Source organism: Polaribacter pacificus (assembly GCF_038024035.1).
GTDB classification, from domain to species: domain Bacteria; phylum Bacteroidota; class Bacteroidia; order Flavobacteriales; family Flavobacteriaceae; genus Polaribacter; species Polaribacter pacificus.
The window spans coordinates 2,183,538-2,210,082 of the sequence record NZ_CP150664.1 but is presented as its reverse complement, the minus strand read 5'-3'; the positions used below and the strand labels follow the sequence as shown (position 1 = coordinate 2,210,082).

Genomic DNA, 26,545 nt, shown 5'->3' with positions numbered 1-26,545 from the left:
TTTTAATTATTGTTTTTTGCCAAACGTAAAATATCTCCAAAAACACCCCTAGCAGTTACTTTTGCTCCAGCTCCTGCTCCCTGAATAACAATAGGTTGCTCTCCATAGGATTCTGTGTAAATTTCAAAAATAGCATCAGAACCTTTTAAAGATCCCAAGGGAGAACTTACGGGAACAGAGGTTAGCTTAACATCTAAATGACCTTTGTTCTGAAACAAATCGCCAGAAAGATCTCCTATATATCTTAGTACATGATCCTCTTTTTGAGCCTGCTTTTTAGCCGTAAAAACAGCATTAAGATCAGCCAAAGAGCTTAAAAATTTAGCAGAAGAAGTCTCTCTAAAAGCCGGTGGGATTAAATTTTCAATATGGATATCTTCAAACTCATTTTCCAGATCGAGTTCTCTGGCTAAAATCAATAATTTTCTCGCCACGTCATTTCCGCACAAATCTTCTCTTGGATCTGGTTCTGTATAGCCCAAATCAATGGCTTCTTGTAAGACGGTAGAAAAAGGAATATCAGCTGATGAAAACTTGTTAAACAGATAGCTTAATGAGCCAGAAAAAACGCCTCGTATTCGCGTGATATTCTCTCCTGATTCATGCAGTAATTTAATGGTATCTATTAAGGGCAAGCCCGCTCCCACATTGGTTTCATACAAATACTCTTTTTTGTGTTCTTTTAAGGCCTCTCTCAAGGTTTTATAAAAAGAAAAAGAGTTGGTATTGGCAATTTTATTAGAAGACACCAAGTCAAAACCAGCACTTACCAAAGGCAGGTAATTTGAGACAAAATCTGCAGAGGCAGTATTGTCTACGGCAATTAAATTTTCTAAATGATGTGTCTTTGCAAATTGAATGATCGTTTCTACACCTAGCTTTGTGGTCTCTTGATTTTCTAACTGATGAGCCCAATCTTTAGAAACCCCATCTTGATTGACTAAAACCTGCTTAGAATTTGCAATGGCAAAAATTTTCAGTTCTATTTTTCGTCGATCTAAGACCGCTTTGGCATTTTCTAAAATTTGATTTATAAGAGTTCCTCCAACCAATCCCTTGCCAAAAACAGCAATGTTTACCTTTTTAGCCACCCCAAAAACCTGACCGTGAATTACATTTACAGCCTTGTGAAGGTCTGCTTTTTTTATAACCAAACTCACATTTTTACCCGTAATGGTATTGTTAAACAGCAGCGGAACAATCTGATTTTTTATCAAGGCATTAAAGGGATGGTGAAAATTATTTAGATCTTGTCCAATAATTGAAACCACTGCAACATCATCAATCACAGAAATTCGATGCACATCTTTGGTGTAAAAATCCATTTCAAAAGCAGCCTCAAGGGCCAAAACAGCCTCTGTGGCTTTTTCCGCATCAACAACAAGACCAATTCCACGCTCAGAAGAACCCTGAGAAATAATACTTACACTAATCTGCTGATCACTTAAAGCTTTAAAAATTCGAGCATCTACCCCAACCTTTCCCAACAAACCTCTTCCTTCAAAATTAATGAGGGCAACCTGGTTTAAAACCGCTATTGATTTAATCCCTTTCTGATTGGACTCTGAAGTAATTAAAGTGCCTTGATCCTCCAGATTAAAACTATTTAAAATACGCAAATTGATATTCTTTTCTAAAAGGGGCGTAATGGTTTTAGCATGCAAAATAGTAGCACCAAAATTGGCCATCTCATTGGCTTCGGCAAAAGACAGTTGCGCTATTTTTTTTGCATCCTTAACCAAATCAGGGTTTGCGGTATAAATACCATTTACATGAGTGTAGTTTTGCAGTTCTTCGGCAGCCAAATAATTGGCCAAAAGTGAAGCAGTATAATTACTTCCGTTTCTGCCCAAGGTGGTGGTTTCATTTTTAATATTAGCCGCAATAAACCCAGTAACCACGGGCACTACATTCTTGTCAATTTTATTAAAACAAGCCAAAACTTTTTCTTTTGACAGTGCCTCAATTGGACTGGCATTGCCAAAGTTTTCATCTGTCACCAGCAATTGTCTTGCATCGATGGCTTGTGCAGTGATCCCTGAACTTTCTAACAAAGACGTAAGCATTTTTACAGCCAATAGCTCACCTTGCGCCAAAACCTCATCCTTAATTTTTTGGCTGCAATCTTTAAGTAAAAAGACCGCCTCTAATAAATTTTCTAAGCGCAAAAACTCAACACTTAAATCAGCATTTTGGGTTGGTTGCTGCTGTTCTTCTTTAAAATTTTCTAATGCTGTTTTATAGGCAGATCCTCTTGCCGCTTTTTCTAAGAGCTGTTCTAATTGATCTGTGGTGTTTCCTCTAGCTGATGCGACCACAACAATTTGCTCTCCTTTTTTTATCTTCTTTTTGATGATGGCGATTGCATTGTCTATGCCAATACCATTTGACAAAGAAATGCCTCCAAATTTTATAACTTTCATTTTTTTATGGGTCATCACCTAATTAAAAATAGGTGTGAGAATTTTTTGTAATTGTTTATACTCTATTAAAAAGGCATCATGCCCATGGATCGATTTGATCTCGTGATAACTCGCTTTTTCTGATCCTAAAAGCATATAGGTTTCTCTATTTTCTTCTGCTGTAAAAAACAAATCAGAATCTACTGCAACCAGATGAATTTGTGCCTTAATACTTTTTAGCAACGCCCTTACATTTTCTGTATTTTGATCAACCGCAATACTTTTTAGCAATTGATTCATTAAAAGATAGGATGACACCTGAAATCGTTCTTGTAGTTTTTTGCCGTGATGCAACAACCAGCTTTCTACGTTAAATATTTTAAGTGCCTCATTAGTTGTCCGTTTAAAACGCGCTTTAAAAGATGCTGGAGTTCTATAACACAGCATGGCGTGCATGCGTGCATCATGAACTGGTTGACTTGAGTTTAATAACAGCTTTTCCTGAATCAAACAGTTGGCAATCAACCAATCAGTGGCTTTCCAATCAGAGGCTACAGGAATCAAATGCTGCGTTAAATTGGGTGCAAGAACTGCCATCTCCCAAGCGATTCCACCACCTAAAGACCCGCCAATGACGGCAAATAATTGCTTTATATTTAAGGCTTTTAAACCCTCTAAAAACAAACGTGCCACATCTTTGCATTGCCAATCTTTATAATTTTCTATTTGCTGCCCATCATATCCATTTCCGGGAATATTAAATGCCAAAATGCTATACTTATGGGTGTCTATTACTTTTTGGGGACCAATTAAATCACTCCACCAACCTGCAGCTCCGCAAACAGTACTGTTCCCTGTGAGCGCATGATTGACTAGCACAACAGGTGCTGTTCCTAATGCGGGCCCAAACAATTCATAGCTAAGGGATATACTGTCTATTTGATTCCCTTTTTCGGTAGAAAAATTAAGTAACTGAATATGAGATAAAGCTGGTTTCATTTGTGATGATTTTTAAGCTGATTTAACGCAGTCAAAAGCTTATTAAACTTCTGACTGCGTTTATAGAGATGTGTTTTAGGCAAGAACCTGATGATTAATCTTAGCAAATGCCTCTTGCAAATCTTTTTTTAGATCTTCAAGATCCTCTATACCAACAGACAACCTGATTAAATCTTCAGAGACTCCTGCACTAAGTTGCTCCTCGTTGTTTAATTGCTGATGTGTGGTACTCGCTGGATGAATGATGAGTGATTTTGTGTCTCCAATATTTGCCAACAGAGAAAATAACTGAGTAGAATCAGCAATGGTTTTTGCAGCTTCAAAACCTCCTTTGACGCCAAAAGTAACCAAGCCACTTTGACCTTTTGGGAGATACATATCAGCCAATGATTTATAGGGACTGCTGGACAATCCTGGATAATTAACCCAGGCAACTTCTTTTTGATGTTCTAGCCATTGCGCCAAAGCCAATGCGTTCTCGCTGTGTTTTTTAATTCTCAATTCTAAAGTTTCTAAGCCCTGAATAATATGAAAAGCATTCGTAGGACTTAATGCCCCTCCAAAATCACGGAGGCCCTCTAAAATTAATTTAAAAGTAAAAGCCGCGGCACCTAAAACTTGGTGATATACCAAACCGTGGTAACCTGCAGAAGGTTCTGTAAACTCTGGGAATTTTCCGCTAGACCAATCAAAGGTTCCTGCATCAATAATTGCGCCTCCTAAAGAATTTCCATGCCCTCCAATGTATTTTGTCAACGAGTGAATAACTATATCCGCACCGTGTTTTATTGGGTTTAACAAGGCTGGACTCGCTACAGTATTATCTACAATAAATGGGATTTTAGCCTTTTTGGCTTCTTGAGAAATTGCTTTCAAATCCAACACATCTAATTTTGGATTCCCTAAAGACTCCACAAAAATAGCTCTGGTGTTTTCTTGAACCGCTGCCCCAAAATTTTCTGGCTCTGTAGCATCCACAAAAGTGGTTGTAATGCCCAATCTTGGTAAGGTGACCTTTAACAAATTATAAGTCCCTCCATACAAACTGCTAGAAGCCACAATATGATCTCCTGCTTTTAACAAGGTTAGTAAACCCGTAGAAATAGCAGCGGCGCCTGAAGCAAATACCACCGCACCAATTCCGCCTTCTAAAGCCGCTAAACGATCTTGTAAAACTTGATTTGTAGGATTGTTTAATCGGGTATAAATAAAACCCAACTCCTTTAATGAAAAAAGATTTGCAGCATGGTTTGAATCGTTAAACACATACGAGGTTGATTGGTAAATTGGGACTGCTCTGGTGCCTGATGTTTGTGCAACATCGTGTCCTGCGTGCAACGCATTGGTTGCAAAATTTTGTGTACTCATTTTTCTTTTTTTTGAGTTAATAAAAAATTAAAACAAAAGCCAAATGCGTCAATTTTTACTGACGTACCTACTAGAAAAATGTTATAAAGATTGCATACAATTACTGGCCTGTAATTGTTTGTTTAGTTATCTATCCAATTTCTGATAAATGAATCCGAAATTAAGTAGAATTTAGCACCTTCTTTACTAAGTGTAAAGGGTTGCTAAGGTTTCAATGGGTCTAATCCCTCCACCTTTCTTGATAACATTTCAATAAGTTCTTGAACTTTCTGAGTGCAAATATTCAGTTAGAAAAAGTTAATACGCAAGCTTTTTTTGATTTTTTTTAAAAAACAGCAAATGAGCTGCTAAATATTTTCAAGTGAATCTCTTTTTTGTTTCAATTTTAAGCGTACCTTTGCCCTTAATACTCGAGGAAAAATTTGAACTGATTGCAACCTCATTAAAAAAAGCTAAAGCAGTACATTTCTACTCCTTTATCGCTCTAACGCAATCACATTTTTTTTTCGAAGTTTAATTTAAAACTAGAATAATTATGTCTTATTTTTTTACGTCCGAATCTGTTTCAGAAGGACACCCAGACAAAGTTGCAGATCAGATTTCTGATGCATTAATTGATCATTTTTTAGCCTTTGACCCAGCGTCAAAAGTAGCTTGTGAAACACTTGTTACCACAGGACAGGTTGTGCTTGCCGGCGAGGTAAAATCAAACACCTACTTAGATGTTCAAAAAATTGCAAGAGATGTGATCAATAAAATTGGTTACACAAAAAGTGAATACATGTTTGATGGAAATTCATGTGGTGTTTTCTCTGCTATTCACGAGCAATCTGATGATATCAATCGCGGTGTAGACAAAGCTAATAAAGAAGAGCAAGGTGCAGGAGATCAAGGAATGATGTTTGGTTACGCAACCAATGAAACTGAAAACTTAATGCCGTTGGCTTTAGATTTATCGCATCTTATTTTAAAGGAATTAGCTGTTTTACGAAGAGAAAACAAAGAAATAGAATACCTAAGACCTGATGCAAAAAGCCAGGTGACAATTGAATATTCTGATAACAATGTTCCTCAAAGAATCGAAGCGATTGTGGTTTCTACTCAGCACGATGACTTTGATGAAGAAACAGCAATGTTGGCAAAAATCAGAAAAGATATTATTGAAATATTGATTCCTAGAGTTAAAGCTCAATTAAGCCCAGAGATTCAAACCTTATTTACAGATGACATTAAATATCACATCAATCCAACAGGTAAATTTGTGATTGGCGGACCTCATGGAGATACGGGCTTAACAGGAAGAAAAATCATCGTAGATACATACGGAGGAAAAGGAGCCCATGGTGGTGGTGCTTTTTCTGGAAAAGATCCAAGTAAGGTAGATAGAAGTGCTGCTTATGCAACACGTCATATTGCAAAAAATCTTGTTGCAGCGGGTGTTGCTGATGAAATTTTAGTACAGGTTTCTTATGCAATTGGAGTTGCAGAGCCGATGGGTGTTTTTGTAGACACTTACGGAACCTGCCCTTTTAATATGACTGACGGTGAAATTGCTGCCAAAGTAAGTACACTTTTTGATATGAGACCAGCGGCAATTGAAGACAGGTTAAAACTACGTAACCCAATCTATAGCGAAACAGCTGCTTATGGACATATGGGTCGTCAAAACGAGGTAGTAACCAAAACCTTTGAACAACCAAATGGAGATCCTATAACTATGGATGTAGAGTTGTTTACTTGGGAGAAATTAGATTATGTAGACAAAGTAAAAGAGGCTTTTGGCTTGTAATACACTTGTTTAATTCACATAAAAAAACCTCCTAGCAATTTTGTTAGGAGGTTTTCTTTTGGTTATTTTCTGCTTAAGAATCTATTTAAACACAAATCCTTTAAGTTTGTCTAATATGCTTTTCTTAATATCAGCTGGGTACGAGCGCAAGCCCATAAACACATCTGTCATTGCTTCACCAAAACGAACTCCGTATTTTTTCATTAAAAAATGTCTAACTCTTGCATTTTCATAAAACAATTTTGACAAATAAACACCTGTTTTTAACTCAGGGATCAAAACTTCATTAAGCTTGGCATTGTAAATTTCTTCTGTTTTTTGACTGTCCAATTTAGCATCTATAATAGATTCCGCAGCCATAACTCCGGTAAGTATTGCATTAGAAATACCTTCAGCCGTTACCGGGTCTGCAAATCCTGCTGCATCTCCTACTAAGAGTACATTTTTTCTAAAGAATCCATCTTCTCTAGGTGAAACAGGTATTTGAAAACCGTGAAATTCTTCATTTACAACCTCAGTAATCCCAAGGGTAATTAAGTATTCTCTGTAATATTTCTTTAAATCAATTTTGGTTCTTCTGGCAGAAGCTACTCCAATAGACAGGTGGTTTTTCTTTGGAAAACTCCAACCGTAACCCAATGGAACTGCGTCAAAATCAAAGCGTACTTCTTTAGACAATCTTTCAAAATCTTCTGGCGACACTTCAACTTCATATTCTAAAGCTGGAATCAAATAACGAGTATCTTCCCAACCAGTAAGTTTTGCAGTTGGACTAAGAGCTCCATCAGCTGCTATGACAAATTTTGACTGTATATCTCCTTGAGATGTATGTAAGGTGATCGTCTCACCAAACGTAATGTCTTTTAATTTGTGACCTTCTAACAACGTAATTCCAGCTTCTTTTGCTTTCTGTACAATTAAGTTATCAAAATCATCACGCATAATCATGCTTACAATAGGCTCATCTCTCTCTGGTTGTAAGTGGATTCCTGCCTTATCAAAATAAACATCAATCTTGTAAAATTCTCTTTCAACTACAGAACTCACATCAAAAGGCATGTTCTTACGTCCTCTAAACACAAAACCTCCTCCACAAGTTTTATATCGTGGCAATGTTTCTTTTTCTATTAGCACTGTAGAAATACCATTCTCCGCCAACTTTAAAGCAGCAGAAGCTCCTGCGGGGCCACTTCCAATTACTGCTACATCAAATATTTTCATTCTAAAAAATTTTTGTAAATATATTATTTTTATACCTAAAACTGGAACAAATAGCCTTGAATGCAAAACGTTTTATCTGTTTCGTAGTTAGGACACAAAATATTTATCCTAAAGTGTTATTTAAAACGCTCCATTTTTTCTTTTTCTAAATAAACCTAGAGAAAAACAGATGTATGCTATTCTACAACTTCTAGAAACAAACAACATAACTCACATTTTTTTGTTGTTAAATACGCTTAAAATACGTAACTTTCACACTGCTGTATTGCACTATTAATACAATAAAAATGAAAAAATTTTTTTACTTTTTTTTAGCTATACCACTAATTTTTGCCTGTCAAGAAACTCCAGAAATTAGCTCTATTAATCCTGTAAACTGGGACAAAAGAATAGCTACAATTAATCCAGAGACTAGCATGTCAGCCGGAAAAACCTACCTCTCTGTTTACTCTCAAATTTACAGTCAAACAGAACACAAGACCCATAATTTGACAGCTATGGTTAGCTTGAGAAATACGAGTATCTCTGACACCATATATATTTTAAAGGCCGATTATTTTGACACCAAAGGAAAACGCATCCGAAGTTATTTTAATAAACCTATTTATTTAAGTCCTTTAGAAACCGTAGAAATTATTATAGATGAGTTGGACATCAGTGGTGGAACTGGAGCTAATTTTATCTTTGAATGGAAAACACCAATAGCTAGTCCTGAACCAATTTTTGAAGGAATCATGAGCTCAACAATGGGACAACAGGGCTTATCTTTTACAACGATTGGAAAAAGAATAGACTAATCCCAAGCATTGATTTTAATTATAAACATTAGCGATTAAGTATATAAATTGATTTGCTAAACTGCCTTCGACTGCTAAAATTTGTTTAACTTTATCGACCATTTAATTCTATAGAACTATTATGCATGTAGCTATTGCAGGAAATATTGGTGCCGGGAAAACCACACTTACTCAATTATTAGCCAAACACTATCATTGGAAACCTCATTTTGAATCAGTTGATGAAAATCCTTATTTGGACGATTTTTATGCCGAAATGGAACGCTGGTCATTTAATCTACAAGTTTATTTCTTAAACAGTAGATTTCGACAAATACTCGAATTAAGAGAAAGCGGAAACAATATAATTCAAGACAGAACCATCTATGAAGACGCTCATATATTTGCGCCCAATCTTCATGCCATGGGATTAATGACTAACAGAGATTTTCAAAATTACAGTTCGCTATTTGAACTGATGGAGAATTTAGTAAAACCACCAGATTTACTCATTTATTTAAGATCTAGCATTTCTAATTTGGTTGGACAGATTCATAAAAGAGGAAGAGATTATGAAAACTCTATCAGTATTGATTATTTAAGCAGGCTTAATGAACGTTATGAGGCTTGGATATCTACGTATACAAAAGGAAAATTATTAATTATCGACGTAGATAATCTGAATTTCGTAGAAAATCAAGAAGATTTAGGCTATGTTATTGATCGTATAGATGCACAAATAAACGGTTTATTTTAAGGCACTATACTTAACCAACCCATATAAAATAAGGGCTATCGAATATCTTCGATAGCCCTTTTAAATTATGATAGAAATCCCCCAATACCTATCATGTTGACAAAGTACGGGTTTTTTTTTATAAAATTTGAATTATTTTATAAAAAATTATATTTTCAATAGTTTATATATTTTATTATCTAAATATTTATTTTCTCTAATTTTTTTACTCACGACGTAATCAATAACAGCCAAAGAGATAAATAATGCTACCAATAAGCTAGAGAAAATCAAAGTCAAATCTGAACTAGTTTGAGCAACATTGTTATAATAAAAAATCAAAAAAGAAAAAACAATAAATAAAGCCATTAAAATTGGGCTCATAATTTTAAAAACAAGAATTTTCCTCTTGTTTGTTTTTAATTTTTCTCTTAAGATAGTAAAGCGACTTTCTGCTTTTGTAAATTCCATACTTCTTGTTTTTAAGCTTAGACAAACTAGCGTAAACAAACTTCCCATTTCTTTGGGGGCGAAAGAAGTTATTACAACTAAAAAATTAATGAGGGGAATAGCAAGGAGCAATATAAAAAAGTTTTCAGTTTTATTTATTGCTTATTTTGCTGAGACAAAGTTAATTAATTTTTCAATAAAAAAAAACTTTTTTTTGTTTGTAACATTATTTGATGTTTTTACGTATAAATATATGTAGCGAAATTAGTAATCACATTTACAAAAGAAGAGAGACAATTAGATGAGACAACTTAAAATTACCAAGCAGGTTACCAATAGAGAAACCGCATCATTAGACAAATATTTACAAGAGATAGGAAAGGTTGATTTAATTACAGCCGATGAAGAAGTAGAATTAGCTCAGCGAATTAAAGCTGGTGATCAAATTGCTCTTGAAAAATTAACCAAAGCAAATTTGCGTTTCGTAGTCTCAGTTGCAAAACAATATCAAAACCAAGGATTAACCCTACCTGATTTAATTAATGAAGGAAATTTAGGATTGATCAAAGCAGCAAAGCGTTTTGATGAAACTCGTGGTTTTAAATTTATTTCTTATGCTGTTTGGTGGATTCGTCAATCTATTTTACAAGCATTAGCAGAACAATCAAGAATTGTTCGTTTGCCTTTAAATAAAATTGGGTCTATCAATAAGATTAATAAGATGTACGCTTTCTTAGAACAAGAAAATGAACGTCCTCCTAGTGCAGAAGAAATTGCTAAGAAATTAGACATGACTGTAAATGACGTAAAAGAGTCTATGAAGAACTCGGGACGTCATGTATCTATGGATGCACCTTTAATTGAAGGAGAAGATTCTAACCTATACGACGTTTTAAACTCTGGTGAATCACCAAACCCTGACAAGGCTTTATTACATGAATCTTTACGCGTTGAAATCTCTAGAGCTCTAGAAACTTTAACTCCACGTGAAGCAGATGTAGTAAAACTATACTTTGGTTTAGGAGAGCACCAACCAATGACTCTAGAAGAAATTGGTGAAACTTTTGATTTGACTCGCGAGCGTGTTCGTCAAATTAAAGAGAAAGCTATTAGAAGATTAAAACACACTTCTAGAAGTAAAATATTAATGACTTATTTAGGATAAACCCTAAAGAAAATCAATCATAAAAAGCGTTCAATTTATTTTGAACGCTTTCTTTTTTATATTGTATTTTTGCAAAGAATAACACAACAACACAACAAATGACAACTTTAATTGCTCCTTCAATACTAGCGGCAGATTTTGCCAACTTACAACGAGACATCGAAATGGTTAATAAAAGTGAAGCTGATTGGTTTCATATTGACATCATGGATGGTGTATTTGTACCAAACATTTCTTTTGGAATGCCTGTTTTAAAAGCCATTGCAAAACATGCCAATAAAACCATTGATGTACATTTAATGATTGTAGACCCTGATCGCTATATTAAAACCTTTGCCGATTTAGGAGCTAATATTTTAACGGTACACTACGAAGCTTGCACTCATTTACACAGAACTATACAAGCTATTAAAGCTGCAGGGATGAAAGCCGGAGTGGCCTTAAACCCACATACACCAATTGCTGTATTAGAAGATGTTATCGCTGATCTAGACTTGGTTTGTATTATGAGCGTAAACCCAGGATTTGGAGGACAGTCATTTATTGAAAATACTTACAAAAAGGTACGTCAATTAAAACATTTGATCGAGTTTTCAAAATCAGACTGTCAAATAGAAATAGACGGAGGAGTTACCAATAAAAACGCTGCTGCGTTAACAGAAGCTGGTGCTGATGTTTTGGTCGCTGGAAGTTATGTTTTTGGATCAGAAGATCCTTTGGCAACCATTGCTGATTTAAAAACGATGTAAAAACATTGAAATATAAAAAAAGCCGAAGCATTTGCTTCGGCTTTTTTTATACAATTAATATTGATCTAATAGATATTGTAACAAATCTGTGGTTGTTACGATTCCTACTAATTTATCTTGATCCAAAACTGGCAAGGCGTGGAATTCATTTTTAGCTAAAATCTCAGCAACTTCTTTAATGGTATGAGTTACAGAAACCGATACGATATCTTTTACCATTACCTGCCCTATTGTTAAGACACTATACACAGTACTATCAACCTCACTCTCTCCAGCTCCATAAGAATCAACATAGCTAATTCGCAACAAATCTGTGAGACTTAACATTCCTATAATTTTAGCTCCATTTACAACCGGAATATGACGGATACTATACTCTTTAAATAGTTTTTCTGCTTCGACTAAATTGTTTGATAAATTTACAGTGATTAAATTATTAGACATGATCTTAGTTACTAATTCTCTTTTTTTCATAATTCTCTGGGTTTAAATTGTTATATAAAGATCAAGCTATAAAACTGTTAATTGTATGATTTAAATCAGCTTTGATTATTTAAAATTTAACTATATTAGAATTCTGTAACCAAACTTCAATCTTTAAAAAACAAAAATCATGCAGCGTATTCTATACACAAGTATCCTACTATTGACTTTTATGAGCTCATCTTTTGCTCAAGACAAACCGGCCTATCAATTGTTCAATCAAAAAGGAAAGCAAGTTAAATACCAAAAAATGATTAAAGATCTTGCTAAAAATGACATGGTCTTTTTTGGGGAATACCACACCAACCCAATTTCTCATTGGTTGCAGATAGAAATGGCCAAAAGTTTTCACGAACTAAAAGGAGAGAAATTATTTTTTGGTGCAGAAATGTTTGAAAGCGGCAATCAATTAGTTTTAAATGAATACTTAGCTGGCTTTTACGACGAAAGCAAAATGCTTCCAGAAATCACCCAATTATGGGGGAATTATCAAACAGACTACAAACCTCTTGTTGAATTTGCTAAAGAAAAACAATTGCGTTTTATCGCAACGAATATCCCGAGAAGGTATGCTGCCATGATCAATAAAAAAGGAATGGGTGCCTTAAAAGAATTAAGCCCAGAAGCATTGGCTTTAATTGGTCCAGACTTAGAAAATCTTTTTGATCCAACAGTAAAAGCCTATGCAGAAATGGCTAGCAAAATGGGAGGTCATGTACCACCAAACATGTTAAACATTCAAACGGCACAAGCTGCAAAAGACGCTACTATGGCTTATTTTTCATTAAAGAATTTTAGCGAAGGAGATTTATTATTACATTTTGAAGGTTCTTACCATTCTAATTACAATCAAGGAATCATCTGGTGGATTAACAAAATAAAACCTGGCTTAAAAATAGGATCAATAACAACAGTAATGCAAGCAGAGTGGGATAAAATGACCGATGAAGAAAAAGCAACAATCTCAAATTACACCATTGTAGTTGCAGACTCAATGACACAGACAAAAAGATAAGTTAGCTAAATGAAAAAACATAGAATCTTCACCACCTCTTTTGCAGGTGTCTATCCTCACTATGTAGAAAAGGCCGAGAAAAAGGGTCGAACTAAAGAAGAAGTAGATTTAATTATTTGCTGGCTTACTGGTTACGATCAAGAGAAGCTGCAAAAACATTTAGATGCAAAAACTGATTTTGAAAACTTCTTTGATCAGTGTCCTCAAATCAATACGAATGTGTCTAAAATAACGGGGGTGATTTGTGGCCACCGGGTAGAAGAAATAGAAGATCCTTTAATGCAAAAGATTCGATATCTAGACAAACTTATTGATGAATTGGCTAGAGGAAGAAAAATAGAGAAGATTTTAAGGGGTTAAAATACGCTGTAGAAATTTCTTGGGTATAGTACTAGTTTCATACGGGTTACATAGACCATTTTAATAAATTAAAATGGTCTAGATCAAAACGGACTAGGATTAACTCCCTTCGGTCGTTGATCCTTTGGCGTCCGTAAACACATCTCAATATCAAAACGAACTAGGATTAACTCCCTTCGGTCGTTGATCCTTTGGCGTCCGCAAACACATCTCAATATCAAAACGAACTAGGATTAACTCCCTTCGGTCGTTGATCCTTTGGCGTCCGCAAACACATCTCAATATCAAAACGGACTAGGATTAACTCCCTTCGGTCGTTGATCCTTTGGTGTCCGCAAACACATCTCAATATCAAAACGGACTAGGATTAACTCCCTTCGGTCGTTGATCCTTTGGCGTCCGCAAACACATCTCAATATCAAAACGGACTAGGATTAACTCCCTTCGGTCGTTGATCCTTTGGTGTCCGCAAACACATCTCAATATCAAAACGGACTAGGATTAACTCCCTTCGGTCGTTGATCCTTTGGCGTCCGTTTTGAAAAACAAAAAACCAGACTTACAAATTCAAGCGAGCTTGATTTGACGTCTGGTTTTTTGTTTTATTGTGACTCCGGCAGGATTCAAACCTGCAACCCTCAGAGCCGAAATCTGATATTCTATTCAGTTGAACTACGGAGCCAGTAAATTTATTTTTATGAGGCTAAATTCTTTTTAACCAAGGTAGAAATGGTTTTTCCATCGGCTTGTCCTGCTAATTCTTTAGAGACCATACCCATTACTTTACCCATATCTTTCATGCCTTCTGCACCTGTCTTTTGAATCGTTGCAATTACAACTGCTTCAATAGCTTCTTCAGAAAGTGCTTCTGGTAAAAATTGTTCGATAATAGCTGCTTCTTCCAATTCTGGTTTAGCTAAGTCTTCACGACCTTGTTCTACATATACAGCTGCACTATCCTTTCTTTGTTTAACTTGTTTCTGTAGAATTTTCAACTCCTGTTCTTCGGTCAATTCTTCTGTAGCACCAGACTCTGTTTTTGCTAATAAAATAGCAGACTTTACAGCTCTCAAAGCTTGTAAAGCAACAGTATCCTTGGCTTTCATTGCCGTTTTCATTTGATCCATTAATTGGGTTTGCAAACTCATGTTTTGTGTTTTTATATTGCAAATATACACATAAAAAATTCCTGATTTCTCAGGAATTTTTAAAGTTTATTGGCTATTATTTCTTTACTAATCTACATTATCGTGTAAAAAAGAATTATTTGATCTTAACTGAACTTCATCACTTGCATCAGTACTTAACGTGGTTCTAGATTTGCTTAGATCAGAGTTAACCTCATCCAAATCTACACCCAATCTCTTATATGCTGGTTGGCGCTCAATCTCATCAATATTCTTATGAACCTGATCTGAAAACTTATAGTTAAATCCTTTCATTTTTTGCTTTCTCATTTCTGCAGTCTTCTCTAACTCAGAAATTGTCAAACTTAAAGGAGAGATCTCATCAGAAATTGTTTCAATCTCATTTACATTTGGAACCTCTTTGGTTTTTACCTCAAAGTTCATCTCTTCTTCTTCCAAAACAAGTTCTTTGGTTTGTTTTGGGGTAGAACTTTTTCCGATCGTAGGTTGTGAGTCAAAATCTTCTAAGACATAACGCTTTTCAACTACTTCAGTTTTCTTGGCAACTATTTCTATAGCATCGTGCACCTCAATATCATTTACATCGTCAATAGACAAATCAAAGCGTTTTATTTCTTTTGGCTCTGCCTTAATTTCTTCATAGCTATTTAAAGGCAAATCAAATAATAAATCTGCTTGCAATTGCACAGGCTCCTCTTCCTTTATCTCAGGAGTATTCTCTACTTGCGGAATTGCATCTGTGATAATAAAATCATCTTCTGATACTGTATCAACAGAAATCTCTTCAAAAACAACATCAATATTTTCTATAGCTGCTGTTGTAGCAACTAAAGGCTCTCTTGGCTCTTCAACTTCTTCTTCTAATACATGTACAATTTTCTCTTTGGTTGGCAAACTGCTAATCGGCTCATCTAATAAAGAGGATTTTTGAACTGAAGTCTCAGAAAAATCGTAGGTTGCTTTTTGCTCGTCTTCTAGTGTATGAATAATTTTTCTAACTTCTGTATTGGTAATCGCCCCTTGTTGATCTGCTGCAAAACCAGTAGCCACAACAGTAACAGAAATGGCATCTCCAAGAGAATCATCCTCTCCAATACCCATAATGATGTTTGCATCATAACCTGCTTCTATTTGGATGTGGTCATTAATTTCTCCTATTTCATCTAAGGTAACCTCATTTACTCCAGACACAATCAACAACAGCACATTCTTTGCACCAGTAATTTTATTGTCATTTAACAATGGAGAATCCAAGGCTTTGATAATCGCATTTTTAGCACGTGTTTTACCATCTTCTTTTGCAGAACCCATAATAGCAGTTCCACTGTTAGATAGTACTGTCTTTGCATCGTGTAAATCTATATTTTGCTTATAGTGATGTGTAATTACTTCTGCAATTCCTCTAGCTGCGGTTGACAAGACCTCATCTGCTTTAGAAAAACCAGCTTTAAAACCAAGATTTCCATAAACTTCTCTTAGTTTGTTATTGTTAATCACGATTAAAGAATCTACATTATCACGAAGCGTATCAATCCCAATTTGCGCTTGCTTTGAGCGCATTCTTCCTTCAAATTGAAAAGGCATGGTAACGATTCCTACCGTTAAAATATCCATGTCTTTGGCTATTTTAGCAATAATTGGAGCAGCTCCTGTACCGGTACCTCCACCCATTCCTGCAGTGATAAAAACCATCTTGGTCTGAGTGCTTAACATTTGCTGAATCTCTTTTATGCTTTCTTCGGCTGCTTTTTCTCCAATTTCTGGATTTGCACCCGCACCTAATCCCGAAGTTAGATCAGCTCCTAATTGAATTTTATTAGGTACTGGACTATTTTCTAAGGCCTGGGCATCTGTGTTACAAATCACAAAATCTACTCCTCTAATATCTTGTTGGAACATGTGATTTACGGCATTGCTACCTCCACCTCCGACACCAATTACCTTAATGGCATTGGATTGTGATTTTGGCATGTCGAATGAAATGCTGTCAAATTCTTCGCTCATAATTATTCTATTCTTTTAATGTGATTATACTATCTGTTCTTTATCTTTTACTCAGCGTTGTCTAAAAAATCTTTAAACCGCTCAGTAAATTTGTCAAAAAATGATTTCCCTCTAGGTTTAGAAGGCTCTTCTGACACCTGTTTTTCTACTTCTTTTTGATCTGTATCAGCAAGTTCATTTTCTTCTTCAGCCAAAGCTTCTTCTGCTGCTTTTAAGGCATCTTCTTCTTGCTGTTGCTTGGTTCCTTTTTCTAAGCCTTCCATTAACAATCCAACTGCTGTCGCATATGCTGGGCTAGACAAAGCATCATCAGAATCTCCCGCCAAATGTTCATTAGGATAACCTATTCTAGCATCCATTCCAGTAATATACTCAACTAATTGACGTAAGTGTTTTAGCTGCGCTCCACCACCAGTTAACACAATCCCACCAATAAGTTTCCCTTTTGCGGTTTCATGTCCGTAATTCTTAATTTCTAAATAAACATGCTCAATAATTTCTTGAACTCGTGCATGAATTATTTTAGAGAGATTTTTTAAAGTAATTTCTTTAGGCTCTCTACCTCTCAATCCAGGTATCGAAACTATTTCTGTTTCTTTATTTTCACCTGGCCAAGCTGATCCAAACTTAATCTTTAACAATTCTGCTTGCTTTTCAATAATTGAACAGCCCTCTTTAATATCTTCTGTTATGACATTTCCTCCAAATGGAATAACAGCCGTATGTCTAATAATTCCATCTTTAAAAATAGCCAAATCTGTAGTTCCTCCTCCTATATCAATCAAAGCAACACCTGCTTCTTTTTCTTCTTGACTCAAAACAGCCGCGGCTGATGCCAAAGGTTCTAGAGTAATTTTAAAAAGATCTAAACCTGCGCTTTTTACACATCTTCCAATATTTCGAATTGATGAAACTTGCCCCACTACTACATGGAAATTAGCCTCTAGTCGGCCTCCATACATCCCTACTGGTTCTTTAATTTCACCCTGACTATCTACTTTAAACTCCTGAGGTAATACATGGATTATTTCTTCTCCAGGCAACATCACTAATTTGTGTACTTGATTAACCAAATTATCTATATCAGCTTCATCAATAACTTCATCTGAGTTCTCTCTGGTGATATAATCACTGTGATGTAAACTACGGATATGCTGTCCTGCAATTCCAACCACAACCTCTTCAATTTTATGACCAGAAACACTTTCTGCCTCCTCGACAGCTTGCTGTATTGATTGAATAGTTTGGGTAATATTACTTACTACCCCACGTTTTACACCCAAGCTTTTAGCCTTACCAATACCCAAAATCTCTAACTTGTTGTACTCGTTTTTACGTCCAATCATGGCAACAATCTTGGTTGTTCCAATATCTAAACCAACTGATATTTTATTGTTCTCCATTGCTGTAATTATTTTGTGCACACAACTTGGTTGTGATATTTTAAATTTATTGTTCGATACTTATTGATCGTTTGATCTTCAAAGGTTGTATTGTAAAACGCTTTTAGCTTTTTAAATTTTACTGAAATTCTCTCTAAAGAGCCAAACTCGATCTTTTGATTTCCGATTCGAGTGTCTAACACCCACTCATTTTTCTGCGTTTTATGCAGACCTATGATTTCTTTTTTCAAAAAATCATCTGCTAAAATTCGCTGAACAAAGCTTTTAATTTCTTGATCATCTTCTGCTTCAAATTGACCTGTTACCAGAAGAACTCTTGCAGAATAATGATTAGACAAGGGCACTCTCACCCCTTCTTTATCAAGATAATACATATCACCACCCGAATAAACCCGAGCAATAGGAGTGCGCTGTTTTACGCGTGCTTTTAACAAGCCATCGATTGTTAAATACACACTGGCGCTCTCAATAAACGGGTTAGAAACTACTGTATGTTCTATCTCTTGTAAATCTATGATAGATTTTGCTTTGTTTTGAACAGGTTCCTGATTTTGTATTAACAATTTATCAACCATTTCTTGAGTTAAAAATTCTTTAAATCCATCTGCAAATTCAATCGAAATTTGCTTCACTTTCTTTTCTGAATTTCTTCGAGAAGAAAAGCCGAACAAAAAAATCAAACTTGTAAAAAGCAAGACAAAAACAATATAACTTAAAGCCTTTTTCATCTAGATTATTTCTTTTTTTTGAAGCGCATTCGCAGCTTCTGTAATTAAAACACCTATATCTCCTGCTCCAAGCATCACTACTATCTTTGAATCGTCTTTTTTCAACTCTGGCAAAAGATCTTTTTTAGCCACTATTTTTTTATCATTCAAACTAACTTTCTCTAATAACCAATCTGAATTTACGCCCGCTATTGGCTCTTCTCTTGCTGGATAAATATCCAATAACAAAAGCTTGTCAAATTGAGATAAAGCGATTGCAAAATCATCAATAAAATCTCTGGTTCTGCTAAATAAGTGAGGCTGAAAAACACAGGTTACTTTTTCTTCTGGGTACAGTTCTCGCACTGCTTTAGCAACGGCTTTTATTTCTGTTGGATGATGTGCATAATCATCAATCAAAACCAAATCATCCGTTTTGATTGCATATGAGAACCTTCTTCTTACCCCCTTAAAACTTGCTAAAGAAGCTTTAATTTGCTGTAGAGGAATACCATAAACATCTGCCATGGCCAAAGCGGCTAGAGCATTCATTATATTGTGCCTACCCGGCAAATAAAACGTAACATCGCAAATTAATTCTGTTGGTGTTTGTACATCAAATACATAAGCCCCATTTTCGATTCGCACATGAAAAGCTCTGTAATCAGATTCTTCATCAATAGCATAGGTTAAACCTTTAATTGGCAATCCTTTTGCAACGATTAAGGTATCTGTTACTTTGTTTGAAAAATCTACAAAAGATGTATTTAAGGCTTCTGGATTTTTATAAATATCCAGATGATCGGCATCCATAGACGTTATACAAGCAATGTTTGGCGCCAATTGTAAAAATGAACGATCAAACTCATCTGCCTCAACCACACTGAGCTTATCTGCCCCCAAAATTAAATTTGATTGATAATTTTCAGATATACCTCCTAAAAAAGCAGTTGCACCACTCGGCTGCATAATATGCCCTAAAATAGAAGAGGTAGTGGTCTTTCCGTGAGTCCCAGCTACAGCCAAACAAAATGAGTTCTTTGTAATAATCCCAAGGACTTCTGATCGCTTTAAAACAGCGTATCCCATCGACATAAAATAACCCAATTCAAGATTGTCTTTTGAAATTGCAGGCGTATACACTACCAAAGTTTCTTTGCTATCTAGAAAAGAAATTGGAATATTGGCTACTGCATCATCAAAATGGATTTTAACCCCTAAAAGCGCTAAAGATTCTGTGATTTCTGAACTTGTTTTATCATAACCCGCAACTTGTTTTCCCTGCGCAGCAAAATAACGAGCAAGGGCACTCATGCCAATGCCGCCTGCACCGATAAAATAAACATTATGGATGTTTTTTAAATTCATTTCTAACACTCTTAAGCCTATGAATAGCTCTTCTTATTTTTTAATTAATTTTTCAATTTCATTCACAATATCACTGGTCGCATTTGGCAAAGCCAGCTCATGAATATTTTCACTTAAACTCTCTTGCTTTCCTTTGTCTTTTAACAGCGTTTCAAAAACAATTGGAAAATTGCTCAATTCTGCTTCTTTAATTGTTATTGCCCCATGCTTGTCTTCTATTGCCTGAGCATTTTTAGTCTGATGATCCTCTGCCACATTTGGAGATGGAATAAAAATTGTAGGCTTCCCAACAATACACAATTCTGAAACAGAACTTGCTCCAGCCCTCGAAATGATAAAATCTGCTGCTGCATAAGCCAAATCCATTCTATTTAAATACGCGTGTACCTGCACAGATTTATTTTCATTGTATTTTTTATACTCATCCACATACAATTTACCACACTGCCAAAGAACTTGCACCTGCTGACTATCAAAAAAACTCAACTGACTCTCTATTAATTGATTGATTCTACGAGCCCCTAAACTGCCTCCCAAAACCAGGACTGTTTTTTGGCTATTGTTTAAATTAAAAAAGTCTTTTCCTTCTTCTTTTTTACTGTAAATTGACAGTAAATCTTGCCGAACAGGATTCCCCGTTTTAAGAATTTTGCTTGCTGGAAAAAAACGCTCTAAGTTATTGTAAGCAACACAGATTTTGTCTGCTTTTTTACCCAAGAGTTTATTGGTGATTCCTGGATATGAGTTCTGTTCTTGAATCAGCGTTGGAACTCCCATAAGTCGCGCCATATACAATGTCGGACCACTTGCAAAACCACCTGTCCCAATTGCAACGGTAGGTTTAAACTTTTTAATTAGCGTTCTCGCTCTAAACAAACTACTGATTAGCTTAAATGGAAACGATAGGTTTTGAAGTACTTTTTTGCGTTGGATTCCAGAGATCCACAAACCTTCAATAGCATAACCTGCCTGCGGAACTTTTTCCATTTCCATTTTATCTTTAGCTCCGACAAATAGAAAATTAGCTTCAGGATACCTCAACTTTAATTCATTGGCAATGGCAATTGCAGGATAGATATGTCCTCCTGTACCACCACCGCTAATCAAAATGTTAATTTGTTGTTCCATACAAATGATATTGATTCTAATATTCTTGTTTTTGCTACCTAATTTTCTTTATAGGGTTTCATGTAATATATTTAAAGGATTGTCATCCAAAATTGTTTCTTCTGTTTCATCTTTTGATGCACTTACACTTAGAATCATCCCCAAAGCAAAACAGGTCATCCAAATAGAGGTTCCCCCACTACTTATCAATGGCAAGGTTTGCCCAGTTACTGGAAATAAATTACTGGCCACAGCCATATTAATAATTGCCTGAAAAACGATCGGCAAACCCACTCCAATCACCAACAATGATGCAAAAATCGTCCTGGCTTTTTTTGCTGCTATCACAATTCTGAAGAGCAATAAAAAATAAATAAAAATCACGACAAATGCTCCTACAAGCCCAAATTCTTCAATGATAATTGCGTAAATAAAATCGGATGAAGATTGGGGTAAAAAGTTTTTTTGAACACTTTTTCCTGGTCCTAATCCAATTAAACCGCCAGTAGCAATGGCTATTTTTGCCTTTTTAACTTGATAGCCTTCTACACCATCAGCCTTTGAAAAGCTTTCAATTCTGTTTTCCCAAGTCTGAACTCGATTACTCATGGCATCTGGAAAGGCTTTTGCTATTAAGATAAATAACATCAGTCCGGCCAAGCCCATTCCAATAATATATCCTATGTATTTTAAAGGATACCCTCCAATAAAACACAAGAGCATAATCATACTAAAAATAATCGCTGTCGTAGAAAAATTGGCTGGCAAAATAAGCGCCAAAACCAAGGCTATCGGCAACCATAACTGCAACAAACTCTCTTTAAACACAATCTCTTTTTCTTTGTGTCTTGCTAAATATCTAGCTACATATACCATTAATATTAGCCCTGCCAAAGTTGATGTTTGAAAACCAATACCTACAAAAGGTATCTTAATCCATCTACTAGCATTTGCTCCTCCAATTGTAGTTCCTTGAGAAAGTGTAAAAATCAACAAGATTATAACCACAGGCAGCATCAAAACCGAGCCTCCACTAAAATATCGATAGGGTATTTTATGCACCCCATATATAATCACAAAGCCCATTAATAACAAGACCAAGTGTTTAATCAAATAACCAAAAGTAGACCCTGAGCCAACAACATAAACCAAGTTTGTACTTGCGCTGTAGACAGGCATAAAAGAAAAGATGGCTAGAATAGCCACGATAGACCAGATGGTCCTATCTCCTTTTATATGTTTAATTAATCCACCCATAGTTTTTAATCTTACAATAAGGTTCGAACTGCTTTTTTAAATTGTCTTCCTCTGTCTTCATAATTATCAAACAAATCAAAACTTGCACAAGCAGGCGACAATAAAACACTATCTCCTTTGCTGGCAATTTTAGCGGCCACTTTTACCGCTTCTTCTGCCCCAGCAGTTTCTACGATGACATCAACCACATTATTAAAAGTGCTTATGATTTTTTGATTATCAACACCTAAACAAACAATGGCTTTTACCTTTTCTCGTACCAATGGCAATAGATCAGTATAATCGTTTCCTTTATCCACTCCTCCAACGATCCAAACGGTTGGATTGTCCATGCATTCCAAAGCGTAAAAAGTTGCATTTACGTTGGTTGCTTTAGAATCATTAATATAGAGCACCTCTCTAACTTTTTGAACCGTCTCTAAACGATGTTCTGCCCCTTCAAAACTTGACATACTCTCCTTAATGGTTTGCTTTCTTACCTTAAGCAATTGAGCTGCCATTGCCGAAGCCATCGCGTTTTTTATATTGTGTTTTCCTTTTAATGTTAAGTTTGTTGTGCTCATTTTAAATTCTTCTGTATTTAAATGTATCTCTATAGTATCTCCGTTTAAAAACGCTCCATTTTCCAATTTTTGTTCAAGAGAAAATGGGACTCGTTTTGCTTTCGTTTTATTATTTTCTAACCATTCTTTAATGGCTATGTCATCTGCATCATAGATTAAATAATCTTCTTCAGTTTGATTTTCTGTAATTCTAAATTTTGACGCGATATACTTTTTATAATCATAATCATATCGATCTAAATGATCTGGACTTATGTTTGTTATAATCGCTATATGCGGAGCAAATTTCACAATGCCATCCAACTGAAAACTACTCAGTTCTAACACATAGACGTCATACTTATTTTCTGCCACTTGTTGCGCAAAACTATCACCGATATTTCCCGCAGCACCTACTGATAAATTTGCTGCTTTGAGAATATGATGACACAACAATGTGGTTGTGGTCTTTCCATTTGAACCTGTAACCCCAACGATGCTTGCCTTGGTATACCTAGCAGCAAATTCTATCTCTGATATTACAGAAATACCCTTTGTTAACAAGGCTTGAACCAAAGGAGCACTATCCGGAATCCCGGGGCTCTTCATTACCAAATTGGCACTCATTATTTTTTCTTCACTATGCCCATTTTCTTCAAAGGCAATTTCATTCTCTACAAGTACAGCTTTGTACTTGGTTTTTATTGCTGATTGATCAGAAACAAACACATCATAGCCCTTTTGCTTCCCCAATAAAGCGGTACCTACCCCACTTTCTCCACCGCCTAAAATGACCAATCTTTCCATCTATCTCAACTTCAGAGTTACAATAGTCAACACAGCTAATAAAATTCCAACAATCCAAAAGCGAGTCACAATTTTACTTTCATGATATCCCGATTTTTGATAGTGATGATGCAAAGGAGACATCTTAAATATACGTCGTCCTTCTCCATACTTTTTTCTTGTATATTTAAAATAGGATACCTGTAAAATCACTGAGAGATTTTCTATTACAAAAATTCCGGCAAGAATTACTAACAGTAATTCTTTTCTAATTGCAATTGCAATCACAGCGATAATACCACCGATGGTTAAACTTCCTGTATCACCCATAAATACTTGAGCTGGATAGGTATTGTACCATAAAAACCCTATCAATGCCCCTGCAAATGCCAATATAAATACAGTCATTTCTCCAGAATTAGGGATGTACATGACATCTAAATAATCAGCAAAAATGATATTTCCAGAGACCCATGCAAAAATTGCCAAGGTAATTACGATTATCGCCGAGGACCCTGCAGCCAATCCATCAATACCATCTGTTAAATTAGCTCCATTAGAAACCCCTGTAACGATAAACACAACAAAAAAGATAAAAACAACCCAGGCATATTTTTCATAACCATCACCTAAAAAACTCAAGGCCTTAGAGTAATCCAATTCATTGTCTTTTAAAAAAGGGATGGTTGTTTTTGTTGATTTGTGTGCTTCACCAAAAACTTGCTTCTTACCTGTTTCTTGCACAATTTGCTCGCTTATAGGCAACTGTTCTTTAATAGTCACTTCTGGATGAAAATACAGCATTGAGCCCACAATAATCCCTAGCCCTACTTGTCCTAAAATTTTAAATTTTCCTTTTAAACCTCCCTTATCTTTTTTAAATATTTTAATATAATCATCAACAAAGCCGATAAAGCCCATCCAAAGTGTGGTAATGATTAAAATAATGACATAAATATTTTCTAGCTTGGCCAATAATATAACAGGCAATAGGGTTGCCAAAATAATAATAATCCCTCCCATAGTTGGAGTCCCAGCTTTTTGAACTTGCCCTTCTAAACCCAAATCTCTAATGGTCTCACCAACTTGCTGACGCTGTAAATATTTGATGATTCTTTTTCCGAAAATGGTAGAAATCAACAAGGAAAACACAAAAGCCAAAGCTGCTCTAAATGTGATAAACTGAAACACACTCGCCCCAGTTAAATTAAATTGACTTTCTAAATATTCAAATAAATAATACAGCATATTAAGCTTGTTGTTGAGTTAAACATTCGGATACAATTTCAAAATCATCAAAATGCAAACGCTCTCCGTTAATTTCTTGATAGTTTTCATGCCCTTTCCCTGCAATTAAAATAATATCTCCTTTTTTAGCTAGCTTACAAGCGGTCTTAATTGCCTGTTTTCTATCTAATATTGACAGTGTTTTAAATAGTAAATCTTCTGATACTCCTCGCTCCATTTCATTGAGGATAACCTGTGGATCTTCTGTTCGTGGATTGTCTGAGGTAAGGATAACCTGATCACTTAATTGACTTGCAATCAACGCCATTTTAGGTCTTTTGGTTTTATCTCTATCACCTCCACAACCAACAACCGTAAACACTTGCTCTTTTCCCGTTCTGATTCCGCCAATGGTTTCGAGTACATTTTTTAAAGCATCTGGAGTATGCGCATAATCAACTATTGCGGTAACATCATTTTTTATAAGGTATTGAAAACGACCACTCACACTCTCCAATTCACTAAGCAATCGCAGCACTTCCATTTTCTCTAAACCACACAACTCGGCTGCACCAACTATGGCCAGTAAATTATAAACATTAAATGTTCCTATAAGCCTGGTCCAAACCTCGGTACCGCCAATTGACAATAGTGATCCTGACATGCTTTTTTCTAAAATCTTGGCCTTAAAATCAGCAATAGTTTTTAATGCATAGGTCTTTTTAATGGCCTTGGTGTTTTGCAACATCACAGCGCCATTTTTATCATCGAGGTTTACCAAGGCAAATGCAGTTGATGGAAGCTCGTCAAAAAAAGCTTTTTTAACATCTCTATAAGCTAAAAAAGTTTTGTGATAATCTAAATGATCATGACTTAGGTTGGTAAAAATACCTCCAAAAAACTGCAAACCATGTGTTCTTTTTTGATCAATCCCATGAGAACTAACCTCCATAAAACAATAGCGAACCCCTGTCTGCACCATTTGATCCAAATACCCATTAATGGTCATTGAATCTGGAGTGGTATGTGTCGTTTTATAGGCTTTGTCATCTACCAATACTTTTACAGTAGATAGGAGCCCTACTTTATAACCTGCTTTCTGAAACAACTGATACAACAAGGTTGCAATAGTCGTTTTTCCATTGGTACCTGTCACCCCAATTAGCTGTAATTTTGAAGATGGATTTTCATAATAATTTGAAGCCAAAACAGCCAATGCACTATGAGAATCCTTTACTTGTATATAGCTAATCTTTGGGTTTATTTCTTTTGGTAATTCTTCACAAACAACTGCCGTAGCTCCTAAATCAATGGCCTTTTCGATAAAAAGATGCCCATCTGACAAGGTTCCTTTGATGGCTACAAAAAGATCATCTTGCACAACTTTTCTCGAATCAAACACCACCTGATGTATGTTTCTATCCGTAGTCCCAAGAACTTCTTCTAAAGGTATTTTATACAATATGTCTTTTAAATTTTTCAC

23 protein-coding genes, 1 tRNA gene and 1 riboswitch are annotated in these 26,545 nt (G+C 35.5%); of the genes, 7 read left to right on the top strand and 17 right to left on the bottom strand.

All coding sequences use genetic code 11. The annotated features are described in order from the left end of the window. Positions 1-2 precede the first annotated feature (2 nt). From thrA to WHC90_RS10030, 3 genes are all read right to left on the bottom strand, one after another. On the bottom strand, positions 3-2,423 hold the full coding sequence (thrA, locus tag WHC90_RS10040; protein WP_188598336.1) for a bifunctional aspartate kinase/homoserine dehydrogenase I: 2,421 nt from the start codon (positions 2,421-2,423) through the stop codon (positions 3-5). An 18-nt stretch (positions 2,424-2,441) separates the two neighbouring features. Continuing rightward, positions 2,442-3,401 (bottom strand): alpha/beta fold hydrolase, encoded by a 960-nt coding sequence (locus tag WHC90_RS10035; protein WP_188598335.1) that lies wholly within the window; start codon positions 3,399-3,401, stop codon positions 2,442-2,444. Between the two features lie 75 nt (positions 3,402-3,476). Beyond that, positions 3,477-4,769: an O-acetylhomoserine aminocarboxypropyltransferase/cysteine synthase family protein gene (locus tag WHC90_RS10030; RefSeq protein WP_188598334.1), complete on the bottom strand. Its 1,293-nt coding sequence runs from the start codon at positions 4,767-4,769 to the stop codon at positions 3,477-3,479. A 123-nt stretch (positions 4,770-4,892) separates the two neighbouring features. After that, positions 4,893-5,017: riboswitch (SAM riboswitch) on the bottom strand. Positions 5,018-5,304: 287 nt separating this feature from the next. Between WHC90_RS10030 and metK the strand changes: the two genes are divergently transcribed. Then, the gene (gene metK / locus WHC90_RS10025; RefSeq protein ID WP_188598333.1) at positions 5,305-6,558 is read left to right on the top strand and encodes a methionine adenosyltransferase; all 1,254 of its coding nucleotides are present in this window, start codon (positions 5,305-5,307) and stop codon (positions 6,556-6,558) included. An 81-nt stretch (positions 6,559-6,639) separates the two neighbouring features. On the opposite strand, the gene WHC90_RS10020 is transcribed toward metK, so the two are convergent. After that, positions 6,640-7,845, bottom strand: a complete 1,206-nt coding sequence (locus WHC90_RS10020) for a geranylgeranyl reductase family protein (RefSeq protein ID WP_262890147.1) — start codon at positions 7,843-7,845, stop codon at positions 6,640-6,642. Between the two features lie 221 nt (positions 7,846-8,066). Here WHC90_RS10020 and WHC90_RS10015 point away from each other — a divergent pair, with 221 nt between their 5' ends. Together WHC90_RS10015 and WHC90_RS10010 are read left to right on the top strand one after the other, a co-directional pair. Next, positions 8,067-8,576: a DUF3124 domain-containing protein gene (locus tag WHC90_RS10015; protein WP_188598331.1), complete on the top strand. Its 510-nt coding sequence runs from the start codon at positions 8,067-8,069 to the stop codon at positions 8,574-8,576. A gap of 121 nt (positions 8,577-8,697) precedes the next feature. Beyond that, positions 8,698-9,312, top strand: coding sequence for a deoxynucleoside kinase (locus WHC90_RS10010; protein WP_188598330.1), 615 nt, complete (start codon positions 8,698-8,700; stop codon positions 9,310-9,312). 147 nt (positions 9,313-9,459) lie between these two features. Here the strand turns inward: WHC90_RS10010 and WHC90_RS10005 are convergent, their stop codons facing one another. Further along, positions 9,460-9,762: a hypothetical protein gene (locus WHC90_RS10005; protein ID WP_188598329.1), complete on the bottom strand. Its 303-nt coding sequence runs from the start codon at positions 9,760-9,762 to the stop codon at positions 9,460-9,462. Between the two features lie 280 nt (positions 9,763-10,042). On the opposite strand from WHC90_RS10005, the gene WHC90_RS10000 reads away from it, so the two are divergent. Both WHC90_RS10000 and rpe read left to right on the top strand, forming a co-directional pair. After that, entirely contained in the window at positions 10,043-10,906 is an 864-nt protein-coding gene (locus WHC90_RS10000; protein ID WP_188598328.1) for a sigma-70 family RNA polymerase sigma factor, read from the top strand. A gap of 98 nt (positions 10,907-11,004) precedes the next feature. Then, a complete protein-coding gene (gene rpe / locus WHC90_RS09995) occupies positions 11,005-11,655 on the top strand; it encodes a ribulose-phosphate 3-epimerase (protein ID WP_188598327.1) in 651 nt (216 codons plus the stop codon). 54 nt (positions 11,656-11,709) lie between these two features. On the opposite strand, the gene WHC90_RS09990 is transcribed toward rpe, so the two are convergent. Beyond that, positions 11,710-12,129, bottom strand: coding sequence for a CBS domain-containing protein (locus WHC90_RS09990; protein WP_188598326.1), 420 nt, complete (start codon positions 12,127-12,129; stop codon positions 11,710-11,712). A gap of 139 nt (positions 12,130-12,268) precedes the next feature. Between WHC90_RS09990 and WHC90_RS09985 the strand changes: the two genes are divergently transcribed. Beyond that, positions 12,269-13,153 carry a ChaN family lipoprotein gene (locus WHC90_RS09985; RefSeq protein WP_188598325.1) on the top strand — a complete coding sequence of 295 codons (885 nt, stop codon included), beginning with the start codon at positions 12,269-12,271 and terminating at the stop codon, positions 13,151-13,153. A gap of 9 nt (positions 13,154-13,162) precedes the next feature. After that, positions 13,163-13,513: a DUF2200 domain-containing protein gene (locus tag WHC90_RS09980; protein ID WP_188598324.1), complete on the top strand. Its 351-nt coding sequence runs from the start codon at positions 13,163-13,165 to the stop codon at positions 13,511-13,513. Between the two features lie 608 nt (positions 13,514-14,121). Here WHC90_RS09980 and WHC90_RS09975 read toward each other — a convergent pair. The 11 genes from WHC90_RS09975 to WHC90_RS09925 form a co-directional block, all read right to left on the bottom strand. Further along, positions 14,122-14,195, bottom strand: a tRNA-Arg gene (locus WHC90_RS09975). 13 nt (positions 14,196-14,208) lie between these two features. Then, positions 14,209-14,661 carry a GatB/YqeY domain-containing protein gene (locus WHC90_RS09970; protein WP_188598323.1) on the bottom strand — a complete coding sequence of 151 codons (453 nt, stop codon included), beginning with the start codon at positions 14,659-14,661 and terminating at the stop codon, positions 14,209-14,211. Between the two features lie 87 nt (positions 14,662-14,748). Then, positions 14,749-16,665, bottom strand: coding sequence for a cell division protein FtsZ (gene ftsZ, locus WHC90_RS09965; RefSeq protein WP_188598322.1), 1,917 nt, complete (start codon positions 16,663-16,665; stop codon positions 14,749-14,751). A gap of 47 nt (positions 16,666-16,712) precedes the next feature. Then, positions 16,713-18,068, bottom strand: coding sequence for a cell division protein FtsA (gene ftsA / locus WHC90_RS09960; RefSeq protein WP_188598607.1), 1,356 nt, complete (start codon positions 18,066-18,068; stop codon positions 16,713-16,715). 8 nt (positions 18,069-18,076) lie between these two features. After that, positions 18,077-18,796: a cell division protein FtsQ/DivIB gene (locus WHC90_RS09955; protein WP_229664901.1), complete on the bottom strand. Its 720-nt coding sequence runs from the start codon at positions 18,794-18,796 to the stop codon at positions 18,077-18,079. Further along, the gene (murC, locus tag WHC90_RS09950; protein ID WP_229664900.1) at positions 18,797-20,143 is read right to left on the bottom strand and encodes a UDP-N-acetylmuramate--L-alanine ligase; all 1,347 of its coding nucleotides are present in this window, start codon (positions 20,141-20,143) and stop codon (positions 18,797-18,799) included. It lies immediately after the preceding gene. 33 nt (positions 20,144-20,176) lie between these two features. Then, positions 20,177-21,271, bottom strand: coding sequence for an undecaprenyldiphospho-muramoylpentapeptide beta-N-acetylglucosaminyltransferase (gene murG, locus WHC90_RS09945; protein WP_188598321.1), 1,095 nt, complete (start codon positions 21,269-21,271; stop codon positions 20,177-20,179). 48 nt (positions 21,272-21,319) lie between these two features. Further along, positions 21,320-22,507: an FtsW/RodA/SpoVE family cell cycle protein gene (locus WHC90_RS09940; protein WP_188598320.1), complete on the bottom strand. Its 1,188-nt coding sequence runs from the start codon at positions 22,505-22,507 to the stop codon at positions 21,320-21,322. 11 nt (positions 22,508-22,518) lie between these two features. After that, positions 22,519-23,856 (bottom strand): UDP-N-acetylmuramoyl-L-alanine--D-glutamate ligase, encoded by a 1,338-nt coding sequence (gene murD, locus WHC90_RS09935; RefSeq protein WP_188598319.1) that lies wholly within the window; start codon positions 23,854-23,856, stop codon positions 22,519-22,521. Beyond that, positions 23,857-25,083, bottom strand: a complete 1,227-nt coding sequence (mraY, locus tag WHC90_RS09930; RefSeq protein ID WP_188598318.1) for a phospho-N-acetylmuramoyl-pentapeptide-transferase — start codon at positions 25,081-25,083, stop codon at positions 23,857-23,859. 1 nt (position 25,084) lies between these two features. Beyond that, a complete protein-coding gene (locus WHC90_RS09925) occupies positions 25,085-26,545 on the bottom strand; it encodes a UDP-N-acetylmuramoyl-L-alanyl-D-glutamate--2,6-diaminopimelate ligase (protein ID WP_188598317.1) in 1,461 nt (486 codons plus the stop codon).